We start from the raw sequence: 16,395 nt of genomic DNA on the forward strand, positions 1-16,395 counted from the left end.
GGGACCCTTAGATGGAGCGCTGATTCACTCGTTTCGACAGTTCTTCAGCCGACTCTTTGCGCTCCGAGTAACGGTCTACCAGGTAGTCCTGACGGTCACGCAATAGCAGCGTGAACTTCATCAGTTCTTCCATCACGTCGACCAGCCGATCATAGTAAGGCGAAGGCTTCATGCGTCCATCTTCGCCAAACTCGGTGAACGCCTTGGGAACTGAAGACTGATTGGGGATAGTCACCATGCGCATCCAGCGCCCCAGAACGCGCAATTGATTCACCACGTTGAAAGACTGAGAACCGCCGCAAACCTGCATGACCGCCAGGGTTTTACCCTGGGTTGGACGTACGGCGCCCATTGCCAAAGGCACCCAGTCGATCTGAGCTTTAAATACGGCGCTCATTGATCCATGCCTCTCCGGAGAACACCACACCTGGCCTTCCGACCACTGCATTAGCTCGCGAAGTTCAGCGACTTTCGGATGGGTATCTGGAGCATCATCCGGCAGCGGTAATCCTGATGGGTTGAAGATCTGCGTTTGTGCGCCGAAGTGCTCCAGTAACCGCGCGGCTTCCTGGGTAACCAACCGGCTGAACGAACGCTCGCGGGTCGACCCGTAGATCAGAAGGATGCGCGGTTTATGCGTGGACGGCTCACGAGGACTGAGCCGTTCCATGCTTGGGACGTCGATGAGATCTGCTTCGATGTTTGGAAAAAGGTCTTTCATAGTGACTCCGGGCCCTGTGACGCTTGGCTTACAACGTGCCGATGCGGGTTAGCTCAGCTTTGAGGTCTTCTTCGTTCAATGTAGCGACAGGCAACGAAATGAACGCGTTGACCCGCTCCTGAATTTTGCTCAGGGTTTGCTGGAATGCCGCGTCGATCTGCGCCTGCGATCCCGTGGCTTCGGATGGATCAGCCAGCCCCCAGTGAGCTTTGAGCGCCGCGCCCAAGAAAATCGGACAGGCTTCGCCGGCAGCACGATCACAGACGGTGATGACGATGTCTGGAGGCGACCCTTCAAAGGCATCGGACGCTTTACTGCTAAGACCTTCAGTAGTGATACCGGCCGCTTGGAGCGTTTGAATCGCCTGGGTGTTTACCCGGCCACTGGGGAAGCTTCCGGAACTGACTGCTTGCATTCCTTCAGGAGCAAGGTGATTGAACACCGCTTCGGACAAAATGCTCCGGCAGCTGTTGTGGGTGCACATGAAGAGGACTTTCATCGTGATCTCCTGGAATCAAAAGCTGAGGTGCAAATCCAAGGCGCTCAGCGTGGCTGGCATGTGAGCGACTCGTGTCCAATAGTTGGATCAGCCGCAGACGGTCTGATTGACTGGGCGATCATTCATCTCACGGAGCCGCTTGGTCTCTGTCAACAGCCACTGCTGGTTGGCATCTACGACACCTTTAAGCATTTCGGTGACCCAGGCAGGAAGGTCAGGGTGGAGTCGGTAGTAAACCCATTGCCCTTGGCGGCGATCCGCCAGTAACCCAGAGGACCTCAGCAACGCGAGGTGTCGAGATATCTTTGGTTGGTTCTGCTCAAGAACGGCGGTCAGTTCGCATACACAGAGTTCGCCCTCGCGGGCGATAAGAAGCGTTATTTTGGCTCTAGTATCATCTGCCAGGCTTTTGAACAAAACGGTGGGGGTGATTGGCTCGTTCATAAAGCTTCCCGATACTCACTTTTCTTGCATGTGAAAAATCGAATATATGATTATCCGTATATGCTGTAAAGCGAATGTAATGGATGTTGCGAGCCTGATTGCCTGGCACATAGCGATGGGTTAGGGCTGCATTGCCAATGCACTGGCGCAAAAAAAACGCTGACGTAGCCGCCAGCGCTTGGATGATGCGATTCATAACGATGCAGCCATACATCGCCGCTTTTCGATGCTTAAAGCCTTCAAGACGAAGCCTTGTGACGGCTATCAGAACAACTCTGTACCATTAAGGCCCAGCTCTCATTGAGCCGGGCTTTGTTTATTTGGGCGGGTTCCAGCTGACGTCGCTGATACCGTATTTTTCCGCCCAGGGCCGGGTAGTTTTTTTCACTTGCTCGTGACCGACGCGACCGACGCGGCTGACATGCGCAATGTCGGCATCAACAGCCGCCCAGTGCCAGGCTTCGGCGTTGTTCATCACCTCGGCGCGCACCACGAAAGACTTGGGTTTACCGTGTAGCTGATAGTGGATGGTGTAGATTTTTGCGGTACTCATGTTGCCTCCCTGTCTTGTTATAGATGGATAGGCCGGCGTTCTAAAAGGTTCATTCAAAATGACAACGTACGCAGAGGCGCGGCATAGTGACGCTCCTGCCCTGCGCCCGAGGATCGCGCCATGCTCACACCCACGGATAGCCGCCTGTACCTGCAACGCCTGGGCTATGCCTCGCCACCGGCGCCGACCTTGCAGACCCTGCGGGACTTGCAACTGCGCCATGTGTGCACCTTTGCCTTTGAAAGCCTGTCGACCCTGATGCAGATGCCGGTGCCGATTGACCTCCCAAGCGTCGCGCAGAAGGTGTTGCACCAGGGGCGCGGCGGCTATTGCTATGAGTTGAATCAGCTGTTCCTGGCGCTGTTGCAGGCGCTGGGTTTTGACGCCCGCGGCATCACCGGTCGTGTGGTGATTGGCGGGCCACCGGACGCCCACACCGGGCGTACTCACCGTCTGAGCCTGGTGACCCTTGATGGCGTGCGCTATATCACCGATGTGGGCTTCGGTGGCATGGTCCCCAGCAGCCCGTTGCAACTGGACAAAGAAGCGCCCCAGGCCACGGCCCATGAGCCTTTTCGCCTGACACACCATCAGGGCAGCTACACGTTGTGGGCCCAGGTCGGTGAGGAGTGGCGCGGCTTGTATGTGTTCGACCTGCAAGTGCAGGCCGATATCGACTACGAAATCGGCAACTGGTATGTCTCAACGTACCCGGGGTCACCCTTCGTGGGGCAGTTGAAAGCGGCGCTGCTGGCTCCCGGTCAACGTCATACTTTGGCCAACGCCCGCTATGCGCTTCATTACCTGGATCGACCCAGTGAAAAGCGCACGCTTGAGAGTGCCGATGAACTGCTCGGGCTATTGCGCGACACCTTCGGCATTCGGCTGCCGGATCAGCCTCAACTGCGCGAAGCCGTCGAACGCCTTATTCGCATGAATCCTGAAGAATATTGAGATAGAGCCTTCGCTGAACCGTTTTTTCTCCATTTTGGTGCAAATCAGTTCGAACTTTTCGCAAACGCCAGGGTTCGAACCGATTCCTGAATACTTTGCCCACCTTAAAATGGAGATGTAAAACGATGTCCAAACTATTCGGAAAATTCATCAAGAACACCTCGTTGCTGGCCCTGGTAGCTGCGCCTGGCGTGGTGTTTGCTGCACCCTCCACCGACCCGATTTCCACGTTCGGGATCATGGGCAGCTACAACGACTTCAAACTTGAAGGCGGCAGCGAAAGCGACAAGGACCACATGCCCGAAGCGGGCCTGTTCTATAACTTCGGCAACAAGCTCACCGCCGAATCCGGCTTCATCTACCAGGCCGGTATCGAAGCCAAGTACGGCGAGAAGAGCGATAACAAACTCAAGGAAGGCCAGGCTGACCTCGACCTCGGCTGGCGTGCCGCGCTGGATGCGCGCAACTTCGTCGACGTGATCGTGGGCGGTGGCTACACCTGGACTCGCTATGAGCCGGACACCAATGGCTACGACATGAAGCTCACCAACAAGTCGCCGTTTGCCAAGGCTGCACTGGGCTACAACCACCAGTTCGATGACATGACCCTGCGCGTTGAAGCTGGCGCCCGCCGCACCATTGATGGGCGCGCCAAACTCAAGGTTGACGGCGTTGGCAGCGACAGCGTGGACCTCAAGGACCGCACCAACCCTTATGCCGAAGTCAGCCTGCTGATGAACCAGAAGGGCGACCTGCCAGTGATGGCGGGCCTGTACTACACCCGCACCGAGTACAAGCTCGACGACGACTCCTATGTGGCCGATAACACCAAGCTCAAGCGTGATGAGTATGGCTTCAAGGTGGGTATCGCGTTCTAAGGTTATCGCCCGGGCAAACCGCAAGTTTGAACACAAACGCCTCGATGTGAATCGAGGCGTTTTTATATCTGTAGCCACAATATGGGCAAAGAGGGCCAGTATATTGAGGGCATGTAGGAGCGAGCTTGCTCGCGAAAAACTCACAGGCGCCGCGTTTATTCAGGAAGCACGCATTATCGTCGACGTTTTTCGCGAGCAAGCTCGCTCCTACAGGGAACGCATTCCAAATGTGGGAGTGGGCTTGCCCGCGAAGGCGATAGTGGTTGCACTGCATCTCTAATGCATTGCCCCTGAAACGCAAAACGGCGCCCAAAGGCGCCGTTCTGTTTACTGCATCAATCTAAGCGATCAAACGCCCAGCACCGCGTGCTGCACCAGGGTGAGCAACGGTTGCGGGTACACGCCCAGGAAGAACGCGAGCAGGGCGATGGCCAGCAGCATCACGCCACCGGCTTTCTGTTCCCAGTGCAGCTCGGCATCCACACGGCGCAGGTTTGGCTCGATCAGGTACAGGGTGACCATCACGCGCAGGTAGTAGAACACGCCGATGGCGCTGCCCAGTACCAACGAGGCAACCAGCCACCATTCGTGGGCTTCAACACCGGTCGCGACAATGTAGAACTTGCCGATAAAGCCCGCCGTCAGCGGAATACCGGCCAGGGACAGCATCATCACGGTGAGTACGGCGGTCAGGTACGGACGGCGCCAGAACAGGCCGCGGTATTCGTACAGGGCGTCGGCATCACGGCCTTTGTAAGGCGACGACATCAAGGTGATGACACCGAACGCACCCAGGCTGGTGATCACGTAGGTGACCAGGTACACGCCGATGGCTTCCACGGCCAGGCCTTTGCTCGCCACCAGGGCGATCAGCAGGTAGCCGAAGTGGGCGATGGACGAATAACCCAGCAGACGCTTGAGGTTGTTCTGGGTCAGCGCCAGCAGGTTACCGAACAGGATCGACGCAATGGCGATCACGGTCAGCACGTTGCTCAGCACGCCGGTGTTGGCGGCAGGGGAGATCTGGAACAGACGCACCATCACTGCAAACACGGCCACTTTCGACGCAGTCGCCAGGAACGCAGCCACCGGCGCCGGGGCGCCTTCGTACACGTCCGGGGTCCACAGGTGGAACGGCACCAGCGACAGCTTGAACGCCAGGCCGATCAGCATCATCGCCAGGCCCAGCTGGGCAATCGGCGCCGGGCTGTTGGTGGTGGCCAGGGCCTGACCGATACCGGTGAAGCTCAGGCTGCCGGCTTCGGCGTAGAGCAGGGCCATACCGAACAACAGGAACGCGGAACCGGCGGCCGACAGCACCATGTACTTGATGCCGGCTTCCAGGGAACGCTTGTTGAAGAAGGCATAGGCCACCAGGCCGTAGGTCGGGATCGACAGCAGTTCCAGGCCGATGAACAAGCCCGCCAGGTGCTGCGCGCTGACCAGCACGATACCGCCGGCCGCAGCCAGCAGGATCAGCAGGTACAGCTCTTCGCGGTTGCCGGGGTAGCCGGTGCCGCCTTCGCCGAGGTAAGCGTGGGCGAGGGTGACGCAGGCCAGGGTCGCCACCAGGATCAGGGCGATATACAGCAATGCGAAGTCATCGACCATCATCAATGGCGTGACCGCCAGTGGTGCGACCTTGAGGGCCGGGATGATCGACAGCAGGGCCAGGTTCAACCCGGCGCAGGACAGCAGGAACGTTTGCGAGTGATTGCGGCGCCAGGCGATTGCCAGCATCACCACCACGATGGTGAGGCTGGTAATCAGCAGCGGCGCAAGCGCGATAAAGTGTTGGATCGTGAATTCCATAGCGCTCTTACCGGGCCGAAGCGAGTTGAGAGAAGGCGGTGCCGAACCACTGCTGCACGCCATGCATCGTTGCGGCAGAAGTGTCCAGGAACGGTTGCGGGTACACGCCGATGAAGATCAGCAACACCGCAAGGCCGAGCACCATGATCAGTTCGCGCGCATCCATCCCTTGCAGGACGGTGTCGGACTTGGCCGGGCCGAAATAGGCGCGGTGGATCATGATCAGCGAGTAGACCGAACCGAACACCAGGCCGGAGGTAGCAATGGCACTGATCCACGGCGTCTGCACAAAGGCACCCATCAGGATCAGGAACTCGCCGATGAAGTTACCGGTACCCGGCAAGCCGAGGGATGCGGCGGCGAAGAACAGACTGATCGCCGGCAGGTATGCGATGCGCGACCACACGCCACCCATCTCACGCATGTCACGGGTGTGCAGGCGTTCGTACAGCTGGCCACTCAGGATAAACAGCGCAGCGGCAGAAACACCGTGGGCCAACATCTGGATCACTGCGCCTTGCAGCGCCAGTTGGCTGCCGGAGTAGATACCGATCAGTACGAAACCCATGTGGGAAACGGACGAGAAGGCAATCAGACGCTTGATGTCGGTTTGCGCGAAGGCCAGGAACGCACCGTAGAAGATCCCGATCAGACCCAGGGTCATGGCGATCGGCGCGAACTCGGCCGAAGCATTCGGGAACAGCGGCAGGGCGAAACGCAGCAGGCCGTAGGCCGCCGTCTTCAGCAGGATACCGGCCAGGTCCACGGAACCGGCAGTTGGCGCCTGGGCGTGAGCGTCAGGCAACCAGGAGTGGAACGGCACCACCGGCAGCTTCACCGCGAAGGCGATGAAGAAGCCCAGCATCAGCACGTACTCGGTGGTCAGCGACATCTTGGTCTTCAACAGGTCGGCGTAGTTGAAGGTAATCACGCCGGTGTTGTTGAAGTTGACCAGTACCAGACCCAGGATCGCCACCAACATGATCAGGCCGGAGGCCTGGGTGAAGATGAAGAACTTGGTCGCCGCGTAGATCCGGGTTTTCTTGCCGTCCGAAGAACTGTGACCCCAGAGCGCGATGAGGAAGTACATCGGCACCAGCATCATTTCCCAGAAGAAGAAGAACATGAACAGGTCCAGCGCCAGGAACACGCCGACAACACCGCCCAGGATCCACATCAGGTTCAGGTGGAAGAAGCCCACGTGACGCTGGATCTCTTTCCAGGAGCAGAGTACCGAGAGGATACCCAGCAGGCCGGTCAGCAGGATCATCAACAGCGACAGGCCGTCGAGGGCCAGGTGCACGTTGATGCCGAAGCGCTGGATCCACACGTGCTTGAACTCAAGCGCGAAGGTGGGATCGACGCCCGGTGCCGGCGCGAATGAATAATCACCATGGGCCCACAGCCAGAGGCCGAGCGCGAGTTCCAGGGACATGGTCAGCAACGCAATCCAGCGGGGGAGGGTGGCGCCGAAGCGTTCACCCATCCAGCAGAGCAGGCCGCCGATAAAGGGGATCAGGATTAGCCAGGGCAGAATCATGACGGGCTCGTTTCCTTTCGCAAGTTTGCAAAGTACGCAATGCACTTAAACATAGTCAGACCGCTACCACGACGATGGCGCCGATCACCAGCACGGCACCGGCTGCCATGGACGCTGCATACCAACGCAATTGGCCGGTCTCGCTGCGGCTCAGGGCGGTGTGACCGGCCTTGGCGGCACGCGGGATCAAACCGATGGTCTGGTCGAGCGGGTCTTTGCGCAGCACGTGGCTGATCGCAAGGTAAGGTTTGACGAACAGTTTGTCGTAGATCCAATCGAAGCCCCAGGCAGCGAACCACCAGGCCGACAGGAAGCGACCAATGCCACTGTTGGCCACGGCAGTCACGAAGCGACGCTTGCCGAGGAACAGCAGGGCCGCCAACAGGATACCGGCGATGGCAATGGCGCCCGAGGCGATTTCCAGGCTGTGCTGGGCTTCGCCGCCGGCATGGCCGACGCTTTGTGGCAATACACCGTGCAGTGGCGGGGTGATCATCGCACCGACAAAGGTCGACAGGATGATCAGCACCGACAGTGGCAACCAGTGGGAGATGCCGTGGCCTGCGTGCGCTTCGGTCTTGGCTTCACCGTGGAAAGTGATGAAGATCAGGCGGAAGGTGTACAGCGAGGTCATGAACGCACCCACCAGACCTGCGTACAGCAGGTTCTGGTTACCGCTGGCAAAGGCTTCCCAGAGGATTTCGTCTTTCGAGTAGAAACCGGCGGTCACCAGTGGCAGGGCGGCCAGGGCGGCACCACCGACGATGAAGCTGGCGTAGGCCAGTGGCAGTTTCTTCCACAGGCCGCCCATCTTGAAGATGTTCTGTTCGTGGTGGCAGGCAACGATCACCGCACCGGAAGCGAGGAACAGCAGGGCCTTGAAGAACGCGTGGGTCATCAGGTGGAAGATCGCCGCGTCCCAGGCGCCAACGCCCAGGGCCAGGAACATGTAGCCGATCTGGCTCATGGTCGAGTAGGCGAGGATACGTTTGATGTCGGTCTGCACCAGCGCGGCGAAGCCGGCCAGTACCAGGGTCACGCCGCCCACGATGCCCACCAGGTGCAGGATGTCCGGCGCCAGGGTGAACAGGCCGTGGGTACGGGCGATCAGGTAGACACCGGCGGTCACCATGGTGGCGGCGTGGATCAGTGCCGAAACCGGGGTAGGGCCGGCCATCGCATCCGCCAGCCAGGTTTGCAGCGGCAGTTGCGCGGATTTACCCACGGCGCCGCCCAGCAGCATCAGAGTCGCCAGGGTGATCCAGAAGTCGCCGACCTGGAATTTCTGCGGTGCCAGCACCAGCAGTTCCTGGATGTTCAGCGTGCCCACCTGTTGGAACAGGATGAACAGGCCGATGGCCATGAACACGTCGCCGATGCGGGTGACGATAAACGCCTTGAGTGCTGCGTTACCGTTGTTGCGGTTGCTGTAGTAGAAACCGATCAACAGGTACGAGCACAGGCCCACGCCTTCCCAGCCGAAGTACAGGAACAACAGGTTATCGCCCAGCACCAGGAACAACATGCTGGCGATAAACAGGTTGGTGTACGAGAAGAAACGCGAGTAGCCCGCTTCACCGCGCATGTACCAAGACGCGAACAGGTGGATCAGGAAACCCACACCCACCACCACGCCGAGCATGGTGATCGACAGGCCGTCGATGTAGAGGGCGAAGTTGGGCTTGAAGCCCTCGACCGCCATCCACTGCCACAGCACCAGGGTGTAGTGACCGCCTTCTGGCGGCGCCACGTTGAATTGCCAGATGACATAGGCGGCCACGATGGCCGACAGGCCGATGGAGCCCACGCCGATCAGGGCCGAGAGGTTTTCCGACCAGCGTCCGCGAGAGAACGACAGCAGCAGGAAACCAATCAGGGGGAATACGAAAGTCAGAAAGATCATGTTCATCCGCGCATCTCACTGGCAGCGTCGATATCAAGCGTGTGGAAGCGACGATACAGCTGCAGCAGGATCGCCAGGCCAATACTGGCTTCGGCGGCTGCCAGGCTGATCACCAGGATGAACATGACTTGTCCATCCGGCTGGCCCCAACGTGCGCCTGCCACGATGAACGCCAGTGCTGCGGCGTTCATCATGATTTCCAGGCTCATCAACACGAACAGAATGTTACGGCGAACCATCAGGCCGACCAGGCCGAGGCAGAACAGGATGCCGGCGACCGCCAGACCATGCTCCAAAGGGATAGCAGGCATCGTCATTGCTCCTTGGCTTCGTTGCGGCCCAAGTGGAAGGCAGTGATGGCTGCGGCGAGCAGCAGCATCGAAGCCAGTTCGACCACCAGCAGGTACGGGCCGAACAGGCTGATGCCCACGGCTTTCGCGTCTACGGTGGTGTGGCCGATGGCCTGGCCGCTCTGGTGAGCGAACAGCACATACAGCAGTTCACCCAGCAGCAGCGCTGCGAGGACAACCGGGCCGAGCCAGATGCCGGGCTTGAGCCAGACGCGCTCCTGGGCGACCGAAGCCGGCCCCAGGTTGAGCATCATCACCACAAACACGAACAGCACCATGATGGCGCCAGCGTAGGCGATCACTTCCAGCACACCGGCGAACGGTGCGCCGAGGCTGAAAAAGGTCATGGCCACGGCGATCAGCGAAATGATCAGGTAGAGCAGGGCGTGCACGGGGTTAGTGTTGGTGATCACGCGAAGCGTGGACACCACTGCAATACCCGATGCGAAATAGAAAGCGAATTCCATCTTTCTTCCTTAAGGCAGCAAGCTCTTCACGTTGATCGGCTCGGCTTCGTTTTGTGCGGCGCCTTTTGGCTTACCGGCAACGGCCATACCTGCAACACGATAGAAGTTGTAATCAGGGTTTTTACCGGGACCAGAGATCAAAAGATCTTCTTTCTCGTACACCAGGTCCTGACGTTTGAACTCGGCCATCTCGAAATCCGGTGTGAGCTGGATCGCGGTGGTCGGGCAAGCTTCCTCGCAGAGGCCGCAGAAAATGCAGCGCGAGAAGTTGATGCGGAAGAAGTCCGGGTACCAGCGACCGTCTTCGGTTTCAGCTTTCTGCAGGGAAATGCAACCCACCGGGCACGCCACGGCGCACAGGTTGCAGGCTACGCAACGCTCTTCGCCATCGGGGTCGCGGGTCAGTACGATGCGGCCGCGATAGCGCGGCGGCAGGTACACCGCTTCTTCGGGGTATTGCAGGGTGTCGCGTTTGCGAAAGCCGTGACCGAACACCATCACCAGGCTTCGCAACTGGGTACCGGTACCCTTAACGATGTCGCCAATATATTTGAACATGGGTCAAATCCTCACTGAACCGCGGCAGCTGGCGTGTTCAACAACACGACGGCAGCCGTCACCAGCAAATTGATCAGGGTCAGCGGCAGGCAGAATCTCCAGCTGAAATCCATCACCTGGTCATAGCGTGGGCGCGGAATCGAGGCGCGCAGCAGGATGAACAGCATGATGAAGAACGCGGTCTTCAGGAAAAACCAGAAGAAGGCCAACTGCGGCAGAATGCCAAACGGACCGTGCCAGCCGCCGAAGAACAGCGTGACCAGCAGGGCCGAGATCAAGATGATGCCGATGTACTCACCCACGAAGAACATGCCCCACTTCATACCGGCATATTCAATGTGGTAACCGTCGGCCAGTTCCTGTTCCGCTTCCGGCTGGTCGAACGGGTGACGGTGAGTCACGGCCACGCCAGCGATGAAGAAGGTGCAGAAGCCAAAGAACTGCGGAATGATGAACCACAGGTTCTGCGCCTGGTACTCGACGATGTCGCGCATGTTGAACGAGCCAACCTGCACCACGATGCCCATCAGTGCCAACCCCATGAACACTTCATAGGATACGGTTTGCGCCGAGGCACGCAAGCTGCCCAGCAGGGCGAACTTGTTGTTGCTCGACCAACCGGCGAACAGCACCGCGTATACCGACAAACCGGCCATGGCGAAGAAGAACAGTAAGCCGATGTTCAGGTCCGCCACGCCCCAGGTCGGGGTGATCGGGATGATCGCGAAGGCGATCAGCAAGGCGCTCATGGCTACCACCGGTGCCAGGGTGAAGATCACCTTATCGGCAAACGGCGGGGTCCAGTCTTCCTTGAAGAACATTTTCAGCATGTCGGCAGCGATCTGGAACATGCCGAACGGGCCAACGCGGTTCGGACCGTAACGGTCCTGCCACCAGCCCAGCAGGCGACGTTCGACGAAGCTGAGCAGGGCGCCCGCGACGACCACGGCCAACAGGATCACGATGGCCTTGACCACCGAGATGATCACGTCAATTACTTCCGGCGTGAACCAAGTCATTGCGCTGCCTCCTGCAGACCGTCAACGGTTTTGCCGAAAATGGCAGGCGGAATACCGGCGATGCCTTTAGGCAGTGCAACCAGGCCGGCACCCAGCTCGTCATTGATACGCAGCGGCAGACGCAAGGTCTGGCCGGCGACGTTGAGGCTGAGCAGGGCACCGTCGTTGACGCCCAGGCGGTCGGCTTCGGACTTGGCGACGGACACGTAAGCGGCAGGAATACGCTCTTGAACCGGCGCGGCCTTGGAAGAGGTTTCTTCGCTGCCGAACAGGTGGAAGAGCGGCACAACCTGCCAGGTGCCCGGCGCCGGGTTGAACGGACGCGGTACCGCAGCGAACCAGTTCAGCGAGTCACCGCTGGTTTCGATCAGGCGGGTGCCCGGATCGCCAGCGCGGATGTGACCACCGACTTCGTCCTGGAACTTGTTCCAGGCTTGCGGCGAGTTCCAGCCCGGCGACCAGGCAAATGGCACCTGCTGACGCGGTTCGGCCGAACCCGAATAACCTTCCATGGAGAAGGCAAACGCGGTGTCGTTGTCTTGCGGGGTACGCGGTTCATGCACGCTGATGTCGGCGCGCATGGCGGTACGACCGGAATAGCGCAGCGGTTCACGCGCCAGTTTCAGGCCCTTGATGCGGAACGCGGCAGACGGCGCGGCATCGACAATACGAGCAAGCTGCGGCGCGCTGGCGGCGGTGGCCGCGGTGACGTGGTCGAGCTGGGTCCAGTCGATCGGCTGGTTCAGCAGGGTCGCGCGCAGGGCATGCAGCCAGCGCCAGCCTTCGTGCACCAGGATGCTGGCGTCCATGTACTTCGGATCGAACACCTGGAAGAAGCGCTGGGCGCGGCCTTCCTGGCTGACCAGGGTACCGTCGCCTTCGGCGAAGGTGGCGGCTGGCAGCACCAGATCGGCGCGGTCGCTGGTGGCGGTCTTCTGGTGGTCGGCCACGATCAGCACTTTGGCCGCGTCCAGTGCAGCGTCAACCTTGGCTGCAGCGGTGCGGGTGTACAGGTCGTTTTCCAGTACCACGATGGCGTCGGCACGGCCGTCGGTCACGGCTTGCAGCGCCGCGTCCACGGACTCGCCACCGAGCATGGCCAGGCCCAGGCTGTTGGCTTCCGGCACCACCAGGCTGATGGAGCCGTTCTTGTCGCGCAGCTTAAGGGCCTTGGCGATGTTGGCGGCAGCTTCGATCAGCGCCTTGGAACCCAACGAGGTACCGGCAATGATCAACGGGCGCTTGGCCGCCAGCAGGGCGTCGGCAATGCGCTGGGCCAACTCGACAGCTTCAGCGTCCAGGCCTTCAACGGCGGGTGCGCTGGCGTCGAGGGCGTGGGCCACGGCGAAACCGAGGCGGGCCAGGTCGTCCGGCGCGGCGTGTACGCATTCTTCAGCGATGTCGTCGAGCTTGGTTTCAGCCAGGGAGGCGATAAACAGCGGGTTCAGCGCGTGCTGGCCGATGTTCTTCACGGCGGCGTCGAGCCAAGGTTGTACGCGCATGGCGTCGGCCATTTCTTCGGCCTTGCCTTTGACCGACTGACGCAGCGACAGCGCGATGCGTGCAGCGGTCTGGGTCAGGTCTTCACCGAGTACGAAGATCGCATCGTGGTCTTCGATGTCGCGCATGTTCGGAACCGGCAGCGGGCTGTCGTTCAGCACTTGCAGGACCAGGCGGATGCGCTCCAGCTCGCCGGCTTCGATACCGCAGTAGAAGTGCTCGGCACCTACCAGCTCGCGCAACGCGAAGTTGCTTTCCAGGCTGGCGCGTGGCGAACCAATACCGACGATAGTGCGGCCACGCAGCAGGTCGGCGGCTTTATCCAGCGCGGCGTCCAGGCTCAGCTTGGCGCCATCGGCCAGCAGCGGCTGGCGTGGGCGGTCTTCGCGGTTGACGTAGCCATAGCCGAAACGGCCACGGTCGCACAGGAAGTACTGGTTGACCGAACCGTTGAAGCGGTTTTCGATACGACGCAGTTCGCCGTAGCGCTCGCCCGGGGAGATGTTGCAACCGCTGGAGCAGCCATGGCAGATGCTCGGCGCGAATTGCATGTCCCACTTACGGTTGTAGCGCTCGGAGTGGGTCTTGTCGGTGAACACACCGGTCGGGCAGACCTCGGTGAGGTTGCCGGAGAACTCGCTTTCAAGCACGCCGTCTTCAACGCGACCGAAGTACACGTTGTCGTGGGCGCCAAAGACGCCCAGGTCGGTGCCGCCGGCGTAGTCTTTATAGAAGCGCACGCACCGGTAGCAGGCGATGCAGCGGTTCATTTCGTGGGAAATGAACGGGCCGAGGTCCTGGTTCTGGTGGGTACGCTTGGTGAAGCGATAACGGCGCTCGTTGTGGCCGGTCATCACCGTCATGTCTTGCAGGTGGCAGTGACCGCCTTCCTCACAGACCGGGCAGTCGTGGGGGTGGTTGGTCATCAGCCATTCGACAACGCTGGCGCGGAACGCCTTGGATTCTTCATCGTCGATGGAGATCCAGGTGTTGTCGGTGGCTGGGGTCATGCAAGACATGACGATACGACCACGGGTGTCGTTCTCGTCGGTGTATTGCTTGACCGCACACTGGCGACAGGCACCGACGCTACCAAGCGCGGGGTGCCAGCAGAAATACGGGATGTCGAGGCCGAGTGACAGACACGCCTGTAACAGGTTGTCCGCCCCATCGACTTCGAGCGCTTTGCCGTCTACGTGGATAGTGGCCATGGTTCAAAGTTCTTCGTTGGCCCGTTGTCAGCGGGCGTGGCTAATGGAATCTTGTTATTCATGGGCATCAACACAGCCTTTACGGCGTCAGTCCATGAGAAAGCGAAGGGCACGGACCCTTCGCCTTTTAAAGCGTTACGCGCCGACTACGATCGGCTTTGCCAGAGGCGGGACGGCGGCGCTGGTGGGCGCGATGCCGGCTTCGAACTCCGAGCGGAAGTATTTGATTGCGCTGCCCAATGGCTCCACGGCGCCCGGTGCGTGAGCACAGAAGGTCTTGCCTGGGCCGAGGAAACCGACCAGGCCCAGCAGGGTTTCGATGTCGCCCTCGCGGCCTTCGCCATTTTCCAGGGCCATCAGCAGCTTGACGCTCCACGGCAGGCCGTCGCGGCATGGGGTGCAGAAGCCGCAGGATTCACGGGCAAAGAACTGCTCCATGTTGCGCAGCAACGAGACCATGTTCACGGTGTTGTCGACCGCCATCGCCAGGCCGGTACCCATCCGGGTGCCCACCTTGCCGATACCGCCGGCATACATTTGTGCATCCAGGTGCTCGGGGAGCAGGAAGCCGGTGCCGGCACCGCCTGGCTGCCAGGCTTTCAAGGTGTAGCCGTCGCGCATACCGCCGGCGTAGTCCTCGAACAGCTCGCGTGCGGTCACGCCGAATGGCAGTTCCCACAGGCCAGGGTTCTTGACCTTGCCGGAGAAACCCATGAGCTTGGTGCCCATGTCTTCGCTGCCTTCGCGGGCCAGGGATTTGTACCAGTCCACGCCGTCGGCGATGATCGCCGGCACGTTGCACAGGGTCTCGACGTTGTTCACACACGTCGGCTTGCCCCACACGCCCACGGCGGCGGGGAAGGGCGGCTTGGAACGCGGGTTGGCGCGGCGGCCTTCGAGGGAGTTGATCAGTGCGGTTTCTTCACCGCAGATATAACGCCCGGCGCCGGTGTGCACGAACAGTTCGAAGTCGAAACCGGAGCCGAGGATGTTCTTGCCCAGCAGGCCTGCGGCCTTGGCTTCTTCCACGGCACGGTTCAGGTGCTTGGCGGCGGTGGTGTACTCGCCACGCAGGAAGATGTAGCCACGGTAGGTCTTGAGCGCACGGGCACTGATCAACATGCCTTCGATCAGCAGATGGGGCAGTTGCTCCATCAACATGCGGTCTTTCCAGGTGTTGGGCTCCATCTCATCCGCGTTGCACAGCAGGTAGCGGATGTTGATGGATTCGTCCTTGGGCATCAGGCCCCACTTCACGCCGGTGGGGAAGCCTGCGCCGCCGCGGCCCTTGAGACCGGCGTCTTTCACGGTCTGGACGATATCGTCCTGGGCCATGTCGGCGAAAGCTTTGCGCGCAGCGGCGTAGCCGTTCTTGGCCTGGTATTCGTCGAGCCATACCGGCTCGCCGTCGTCACGCAAGCGCCAGGTCAGCGGGTGGGTCTCGGCCGAACGCTTGATCAGGTTGGCCGGGCCGAAAGAGGTCAGGGTCATGGGTAGCCCTCGAGCAATTGGGTCACGCCAGCAGGCTGTACGTCACCGAATGTGTCGTCGTCGATCATCAACGCCGGCGCCTTGTCGCAGTTGCCCAGGCAGCACACCGGCAGCAGCGTGAAGCGGCCGTCGGCGGTGGTCTGGCCGAGGCCGATGCCCAGCTTGGCCTGGATTTCGCTGACCACGGACTCATGGCCACCGATGTAGCAGACCATGCTGTCGCACACGCGAATGATGTGACGGCCCACCGGCTGGCGGAAGATCTGGCTGTAGAACGTCGCTACGCCTTCAACGTCGCTGGCGGGGATGCCAAGGATCTCGCCAATGGCGTAGAGGGCGCCGTCGGGCACCCAGCCACGTTCCTTCTGGACGATCTTCAAGGCTTCGATCGACGCCGCGCGCGGGTCTTCGTAGTGATGCAGCTCGTGCTCGATGGCCGAGCGCTCGGTTTCACTCAAGGTGAAACGGTCTGTCTGGATAAGCGTGCTGTTCATG

16 protein-coding genes are annotated in these 16,395 nt (G+C 60.3%); 2 read left to right on the forward strand and 14 right to left on the reverse strand.

All coding sequences use genetic code 11. The features are described from left to right. Positions 1-7 precede the first annotated feature (7 nt). The 4 genes from arsH to JFT63_RS03075 all read right to left on the reverse strand — a co-directional run bounded on the left by arsH (position 8) and on the right by JFT63_RS03075 (position 2,217). A complete protein-coding gene (arsH, locus tag JFT63_RS03060) occupies positions 8-721 on the reverse strand; it encodes an arsenical resistance protein ArsH (protein WP_198843434.1) in 714 nt (237 codons plus the stop codon). A 28-nt stretch (positions 722-749) separates the two neighbouring features. Beyond that, positions 750-1,220: an arsenate reductase ArsC gene (locus tag JFT63_RS03065; protein ID WP_198843435.1), complete on the reverse strand. Its 471-nt coding sequence runs from the start codon at positions 1,218-1,220 to the stop codon at positions 750-752. Between the two features lie 87 nt (positions 1,221-1,307). Beyond that, a complete protein-coding gene (locus JFT63_RS03070; RefSeq protein ID WP_057703098.1) occupies positions 1,308-1,664 on the reverse strand; it encodes a metalloregulator ArsR/SmtB family transcription factor in 357 nt (118 codons plus the stop codon). A 316-nt stretch (positions 1,665-1,980) separates the two neighbouring features. Further along, entirely contained in the window at positions 1,981-2,217 is a 237-nt protein-coding gene (locus JFT63_RS03075; RefSeq protein ID WP_186558577.1) for a DUF6555 family protein, read from the reverse strand. 120 nt (positions 2,218-2,337) lie between these two features. Here JFT63_RS03075 and JFT63_RS03080 point away from each other — a divergent pair, with 120 nt between their 5' ends. Beyond that, a complete protein-coding gene (locus JFT63_RS03080; RefSeq protein WP_198843436.1) occupies positions 2,338-3,171 on the forward strand; it encodes an arylamine N-acetyltransferase family protein in 834 nt (277 codons plus the stop codon). Between the two features lie 125 nt (positions 3,172-3,296). Further along, positions 3,297-4,049 carry an outer membrane beta-barrel protein gene (locus JFT63_RS03085; RefSeq protein ID WP_186558580.1) on the forward strand — a complete coding sequence of 251 codons (753 nt, stop codon included), beginning with the start codon at positions 3,297-3,299 and terminating at the stop codon, positions 4,047-4,049. A gap of 348 nt (positions 4,050-4,397) precedes the next feature. Here the strand turns inward: JFT63_RS03085 and nuoN are convergent, their stop codons facing one another. The 10 genes from nuoN to nuoE all read right to left on the reverse strand — a co-directional run bounded on the left by nuoN (position 4,398) and on the right by nuoE (position 16,394). Further along, positions 4,398-5,861 (reverse strand): NADH-quinone oxidoreductase subunit NuoN, encoded by a 1,464-nt coding sequence (gene nuoN / locus JFT63_RS03090; RefSeq protein WP_102666255.1) that lies wholly within the window; start codon positions 5,859-5,861, stop codon positions 4,398-4,400. Positions 5,862-5,868: 7 nt separating this feature from the next. Beyond that, a complete protein-coding gene (gene nuoM, locus JFT63_RS03095; RefSeq protein ID WP_014718913.1) occupies positions 5,869-7,401 on the reverse strand; it encodes an NADH-quinone oxidoreductase subunit M in 1,533 nt (510 codons plus the stop codon). Positions 7,402-7,456: 55 nt separating this feature from the next. Continuing rightward, positions 7,457-9,310 carry an NADH-quinone oxidoreductase subunit L gene (nuoL, locus tag JFT63_RS03100; protein ID WP_014718912.1) on the reverse strand — a complete coding sequence of 618 codons (1,854 nt, stop codon included), beginning with the start codon at positions 9,308-9,310 and terminating at the stop codon, positions 7,457-7,459. Further along, positions 9,307-9,615 (reverse strand): NADH-quinone oxidoreductase subunit NuoK, encoded by a 309-nt coding sequence (gene nuoK, locus JFT63_RS03105; protein WP_003174727.1) that lies wholly within the window; start codon positions 9,613-9,615, stop codon positions 9,307-9,309. Before nuoK ends, nuoL begins: the two co-directional genes overlap by 4 nt. A 2-nt stretch (positions 9,616-9,617) precedes the next feature. Beyond that, positions 9,618-10,121, reverse strand: a complete 504-nt coding sequence (gene nuoJ, locus JFT63_RS03110; protein WP_003174726.1) for an NADH-quinone oxidoreductase subunit J — start codon at positions 10,119-10,121, stop codon at positions 9,618-9,620. 9 nt (positions 10,122-10,130) lie between these two features. Beyond that, on the reverse strand, positions 10,131-10,679 hold the full coding sequence (gene nuoI / locus JFT63_RS03115) for an NADH-quinone oxidoreductase subunit NuoI (protein WP_003174725.1): 549 nt from the start codon (positions 10,677-10,679) through the stop codon (positions 10,131-10,133). An 11-nt stretch (positions 10,680-10,690) separates the two neighbouring features. Continuing rightward, on the reverse strand, positions 10,691-11,698 hold the full coding sequence (nuoH, locus tag JFT63_RS03120; protein ID WP_003174724.1) for an NADH-quinone oxidoreductase subunit NuoH: 1,008 nt from the start codon (positions 11,696-11,698) through the stop codon (positions 10,691-10,693). After that, positions 11,695-14,409: an NADH-quinone oxidoreductase subunit NuoG gene (nuoG, locus tag JFT63_RS03125; protein ID WP_186558582.1), complete on the reverse strand. Its 2,715-nt coding sequence runs from the start codon at positions 14,407-14,409 to the stop codon at positions 11,695-11,697. The genes nuoH and nuoG overlap by 4 nt, the downstream gene beginning before the upstream one ends. A 135-nt stretch (positions 14,410-14,544) precedes the next feature. After that, on the reverse strand, positions 14,545-15,900 hold the full coding sequence (nuoF, locus tag JFT63_RS03130; RefSeq protein WP_032896666.1) for an NADH-quinone oxidoreductase subunit NuoF: 1,356 nt from the start codon (positions 15,898-15,900) through the stop codon (positions 14,545-14,547). Continuing rightward, complete coding sequence (gene nuoE / locus JFT63_RS03135; protein WP_003232080.1) at positions 15,897-16,394, reverse strand: NADH-quinone oxidoreductase subunit NuoE; 498 nt, start codon at positions 16,392-16,394, stop codon at positions 15,897-15,899. Before nuoE ends, nuoF begins: the two co-directional genes overlap by 4 nt. Between the last annotated feature and the right edge of the window lies 1 nt (position 16,395).

Source organism: Pseudomonas sp. MF7453, assembly GCF_016405455.1.
Lineage (GTDB): Bacteria > Pseudomonadota > Gammaproteobacteria > Pseudomonadales > Pseudomonadaceae > Aquipseudomonas > Aquipseudomonas paralactis.

Bases quoted from the DNA above. Each gene is read 5' to 3' on its own strand.
- arsH (WP_198843434.1), bottom strand. From the start codon at position 721: ATGAAAGACCTTTTTCCAAACATCGAAGCAGATCTCATCGACGTCCCA.
- JFT63_RS03065 (WP_198843435.1), bottom strand. From the start codon at position 1,220: ATGAAAGTCCTCTTCATGTGCACCCACAACAGCTGCCGGAGCATTTTG.
- JFT63_RS03070 (WP_057703098.1), bottom strand. From the start codon at position 1,664: ATGAACGAGCCAATCACCCCCACCGTTTTGTTCAAAAGCCTGGCAGAT.
- JFT63_RS03075 (WP_186558577.1), bottom strand. From the start codon at position 2,217: ATGAGTACCGCAAAAATCTACACCATCCACTATCAGCTACACGGTAAA.
- JFT63_RS03080 (WP_198843436.1), top strand. From the start codon at position 2,338: ATGCTCACACCCACGGATAGCCGCCTGTACCTGCAACGCCTGGGCTAT.
- JFT63_RS03085 (WP_186558580.1), top strand. From the start codon at position 3,297: ATGTCCAAACTATTCGGAAAATTCATCAAGAACACCTCGTTGCTGGCC.
- nuoN (WP_102666255.1), bottom strand. From the start codon at position 5,861: ATGGAATTCACGATCCAACACTTTATCGCGCTTGCGCCGCTGCTGATT.
- nuoM (WP_014718913.1), bottom strand. From the start codon at position 7,401: ATGATTCTGCCCTGGCTAATCCTGATCCCCTTTATCGGCGGCCTGCTC.
- nuoL (WP_014718912.1), bottom strand. From the start codon at position 9,310: ATGAACATGATCTTTCTGACTTTCGTATTCCCCCTGATTGGTTTCCTG.
- nuoK (WP_003174727.1), bottom strand. From the start codon at position 9,615: ATGCCTGCTATCCCTTTGGAGCATGGTCTGGCGGTCGCCGGCATCCTG.
- nuoJ (WP_003174726.1), bottom strand. From the start codon at position 10,121: ATGGAATTCGCTTTCTATTTCGCATCGGGTATTGCAGTGGTGTCCACG.
- nuoI (WP_003174725.1), bottom strand. From the start codon at position 10,679: ATGTTCAAATATATTGGCGACATCGTTAAGGGTACCGGTACCCAGTTG.
- nuoH (WP_003174724.1), bottom strand. From the start codon at position 11,698: ATGACTTGGTTCACGCCGGAAGTAATTGACGTGATCATCTCGGTGGTC.
- nuoG (WP_186558582.1), bottom strand. From the start codon at position 14,409: ATGGCCACTATCCACGTAGACGGCAAAGCGCTCGAAGTCGATGGGGCG.
- nuoF (WP_032896666.1), bottom strand. From the start codon at position 15,900: ATGACCCTGACCTCTTTCGGCCCGGCCAACCTGATCAAGCGTTCGGCC.
- nuoE (WP_003232080.1), bottom strand. From the start codon at position 16,394: ATGAACAGCACGCTTATCCAGACAGACCGTTTCACCTTGAGTGAAACC.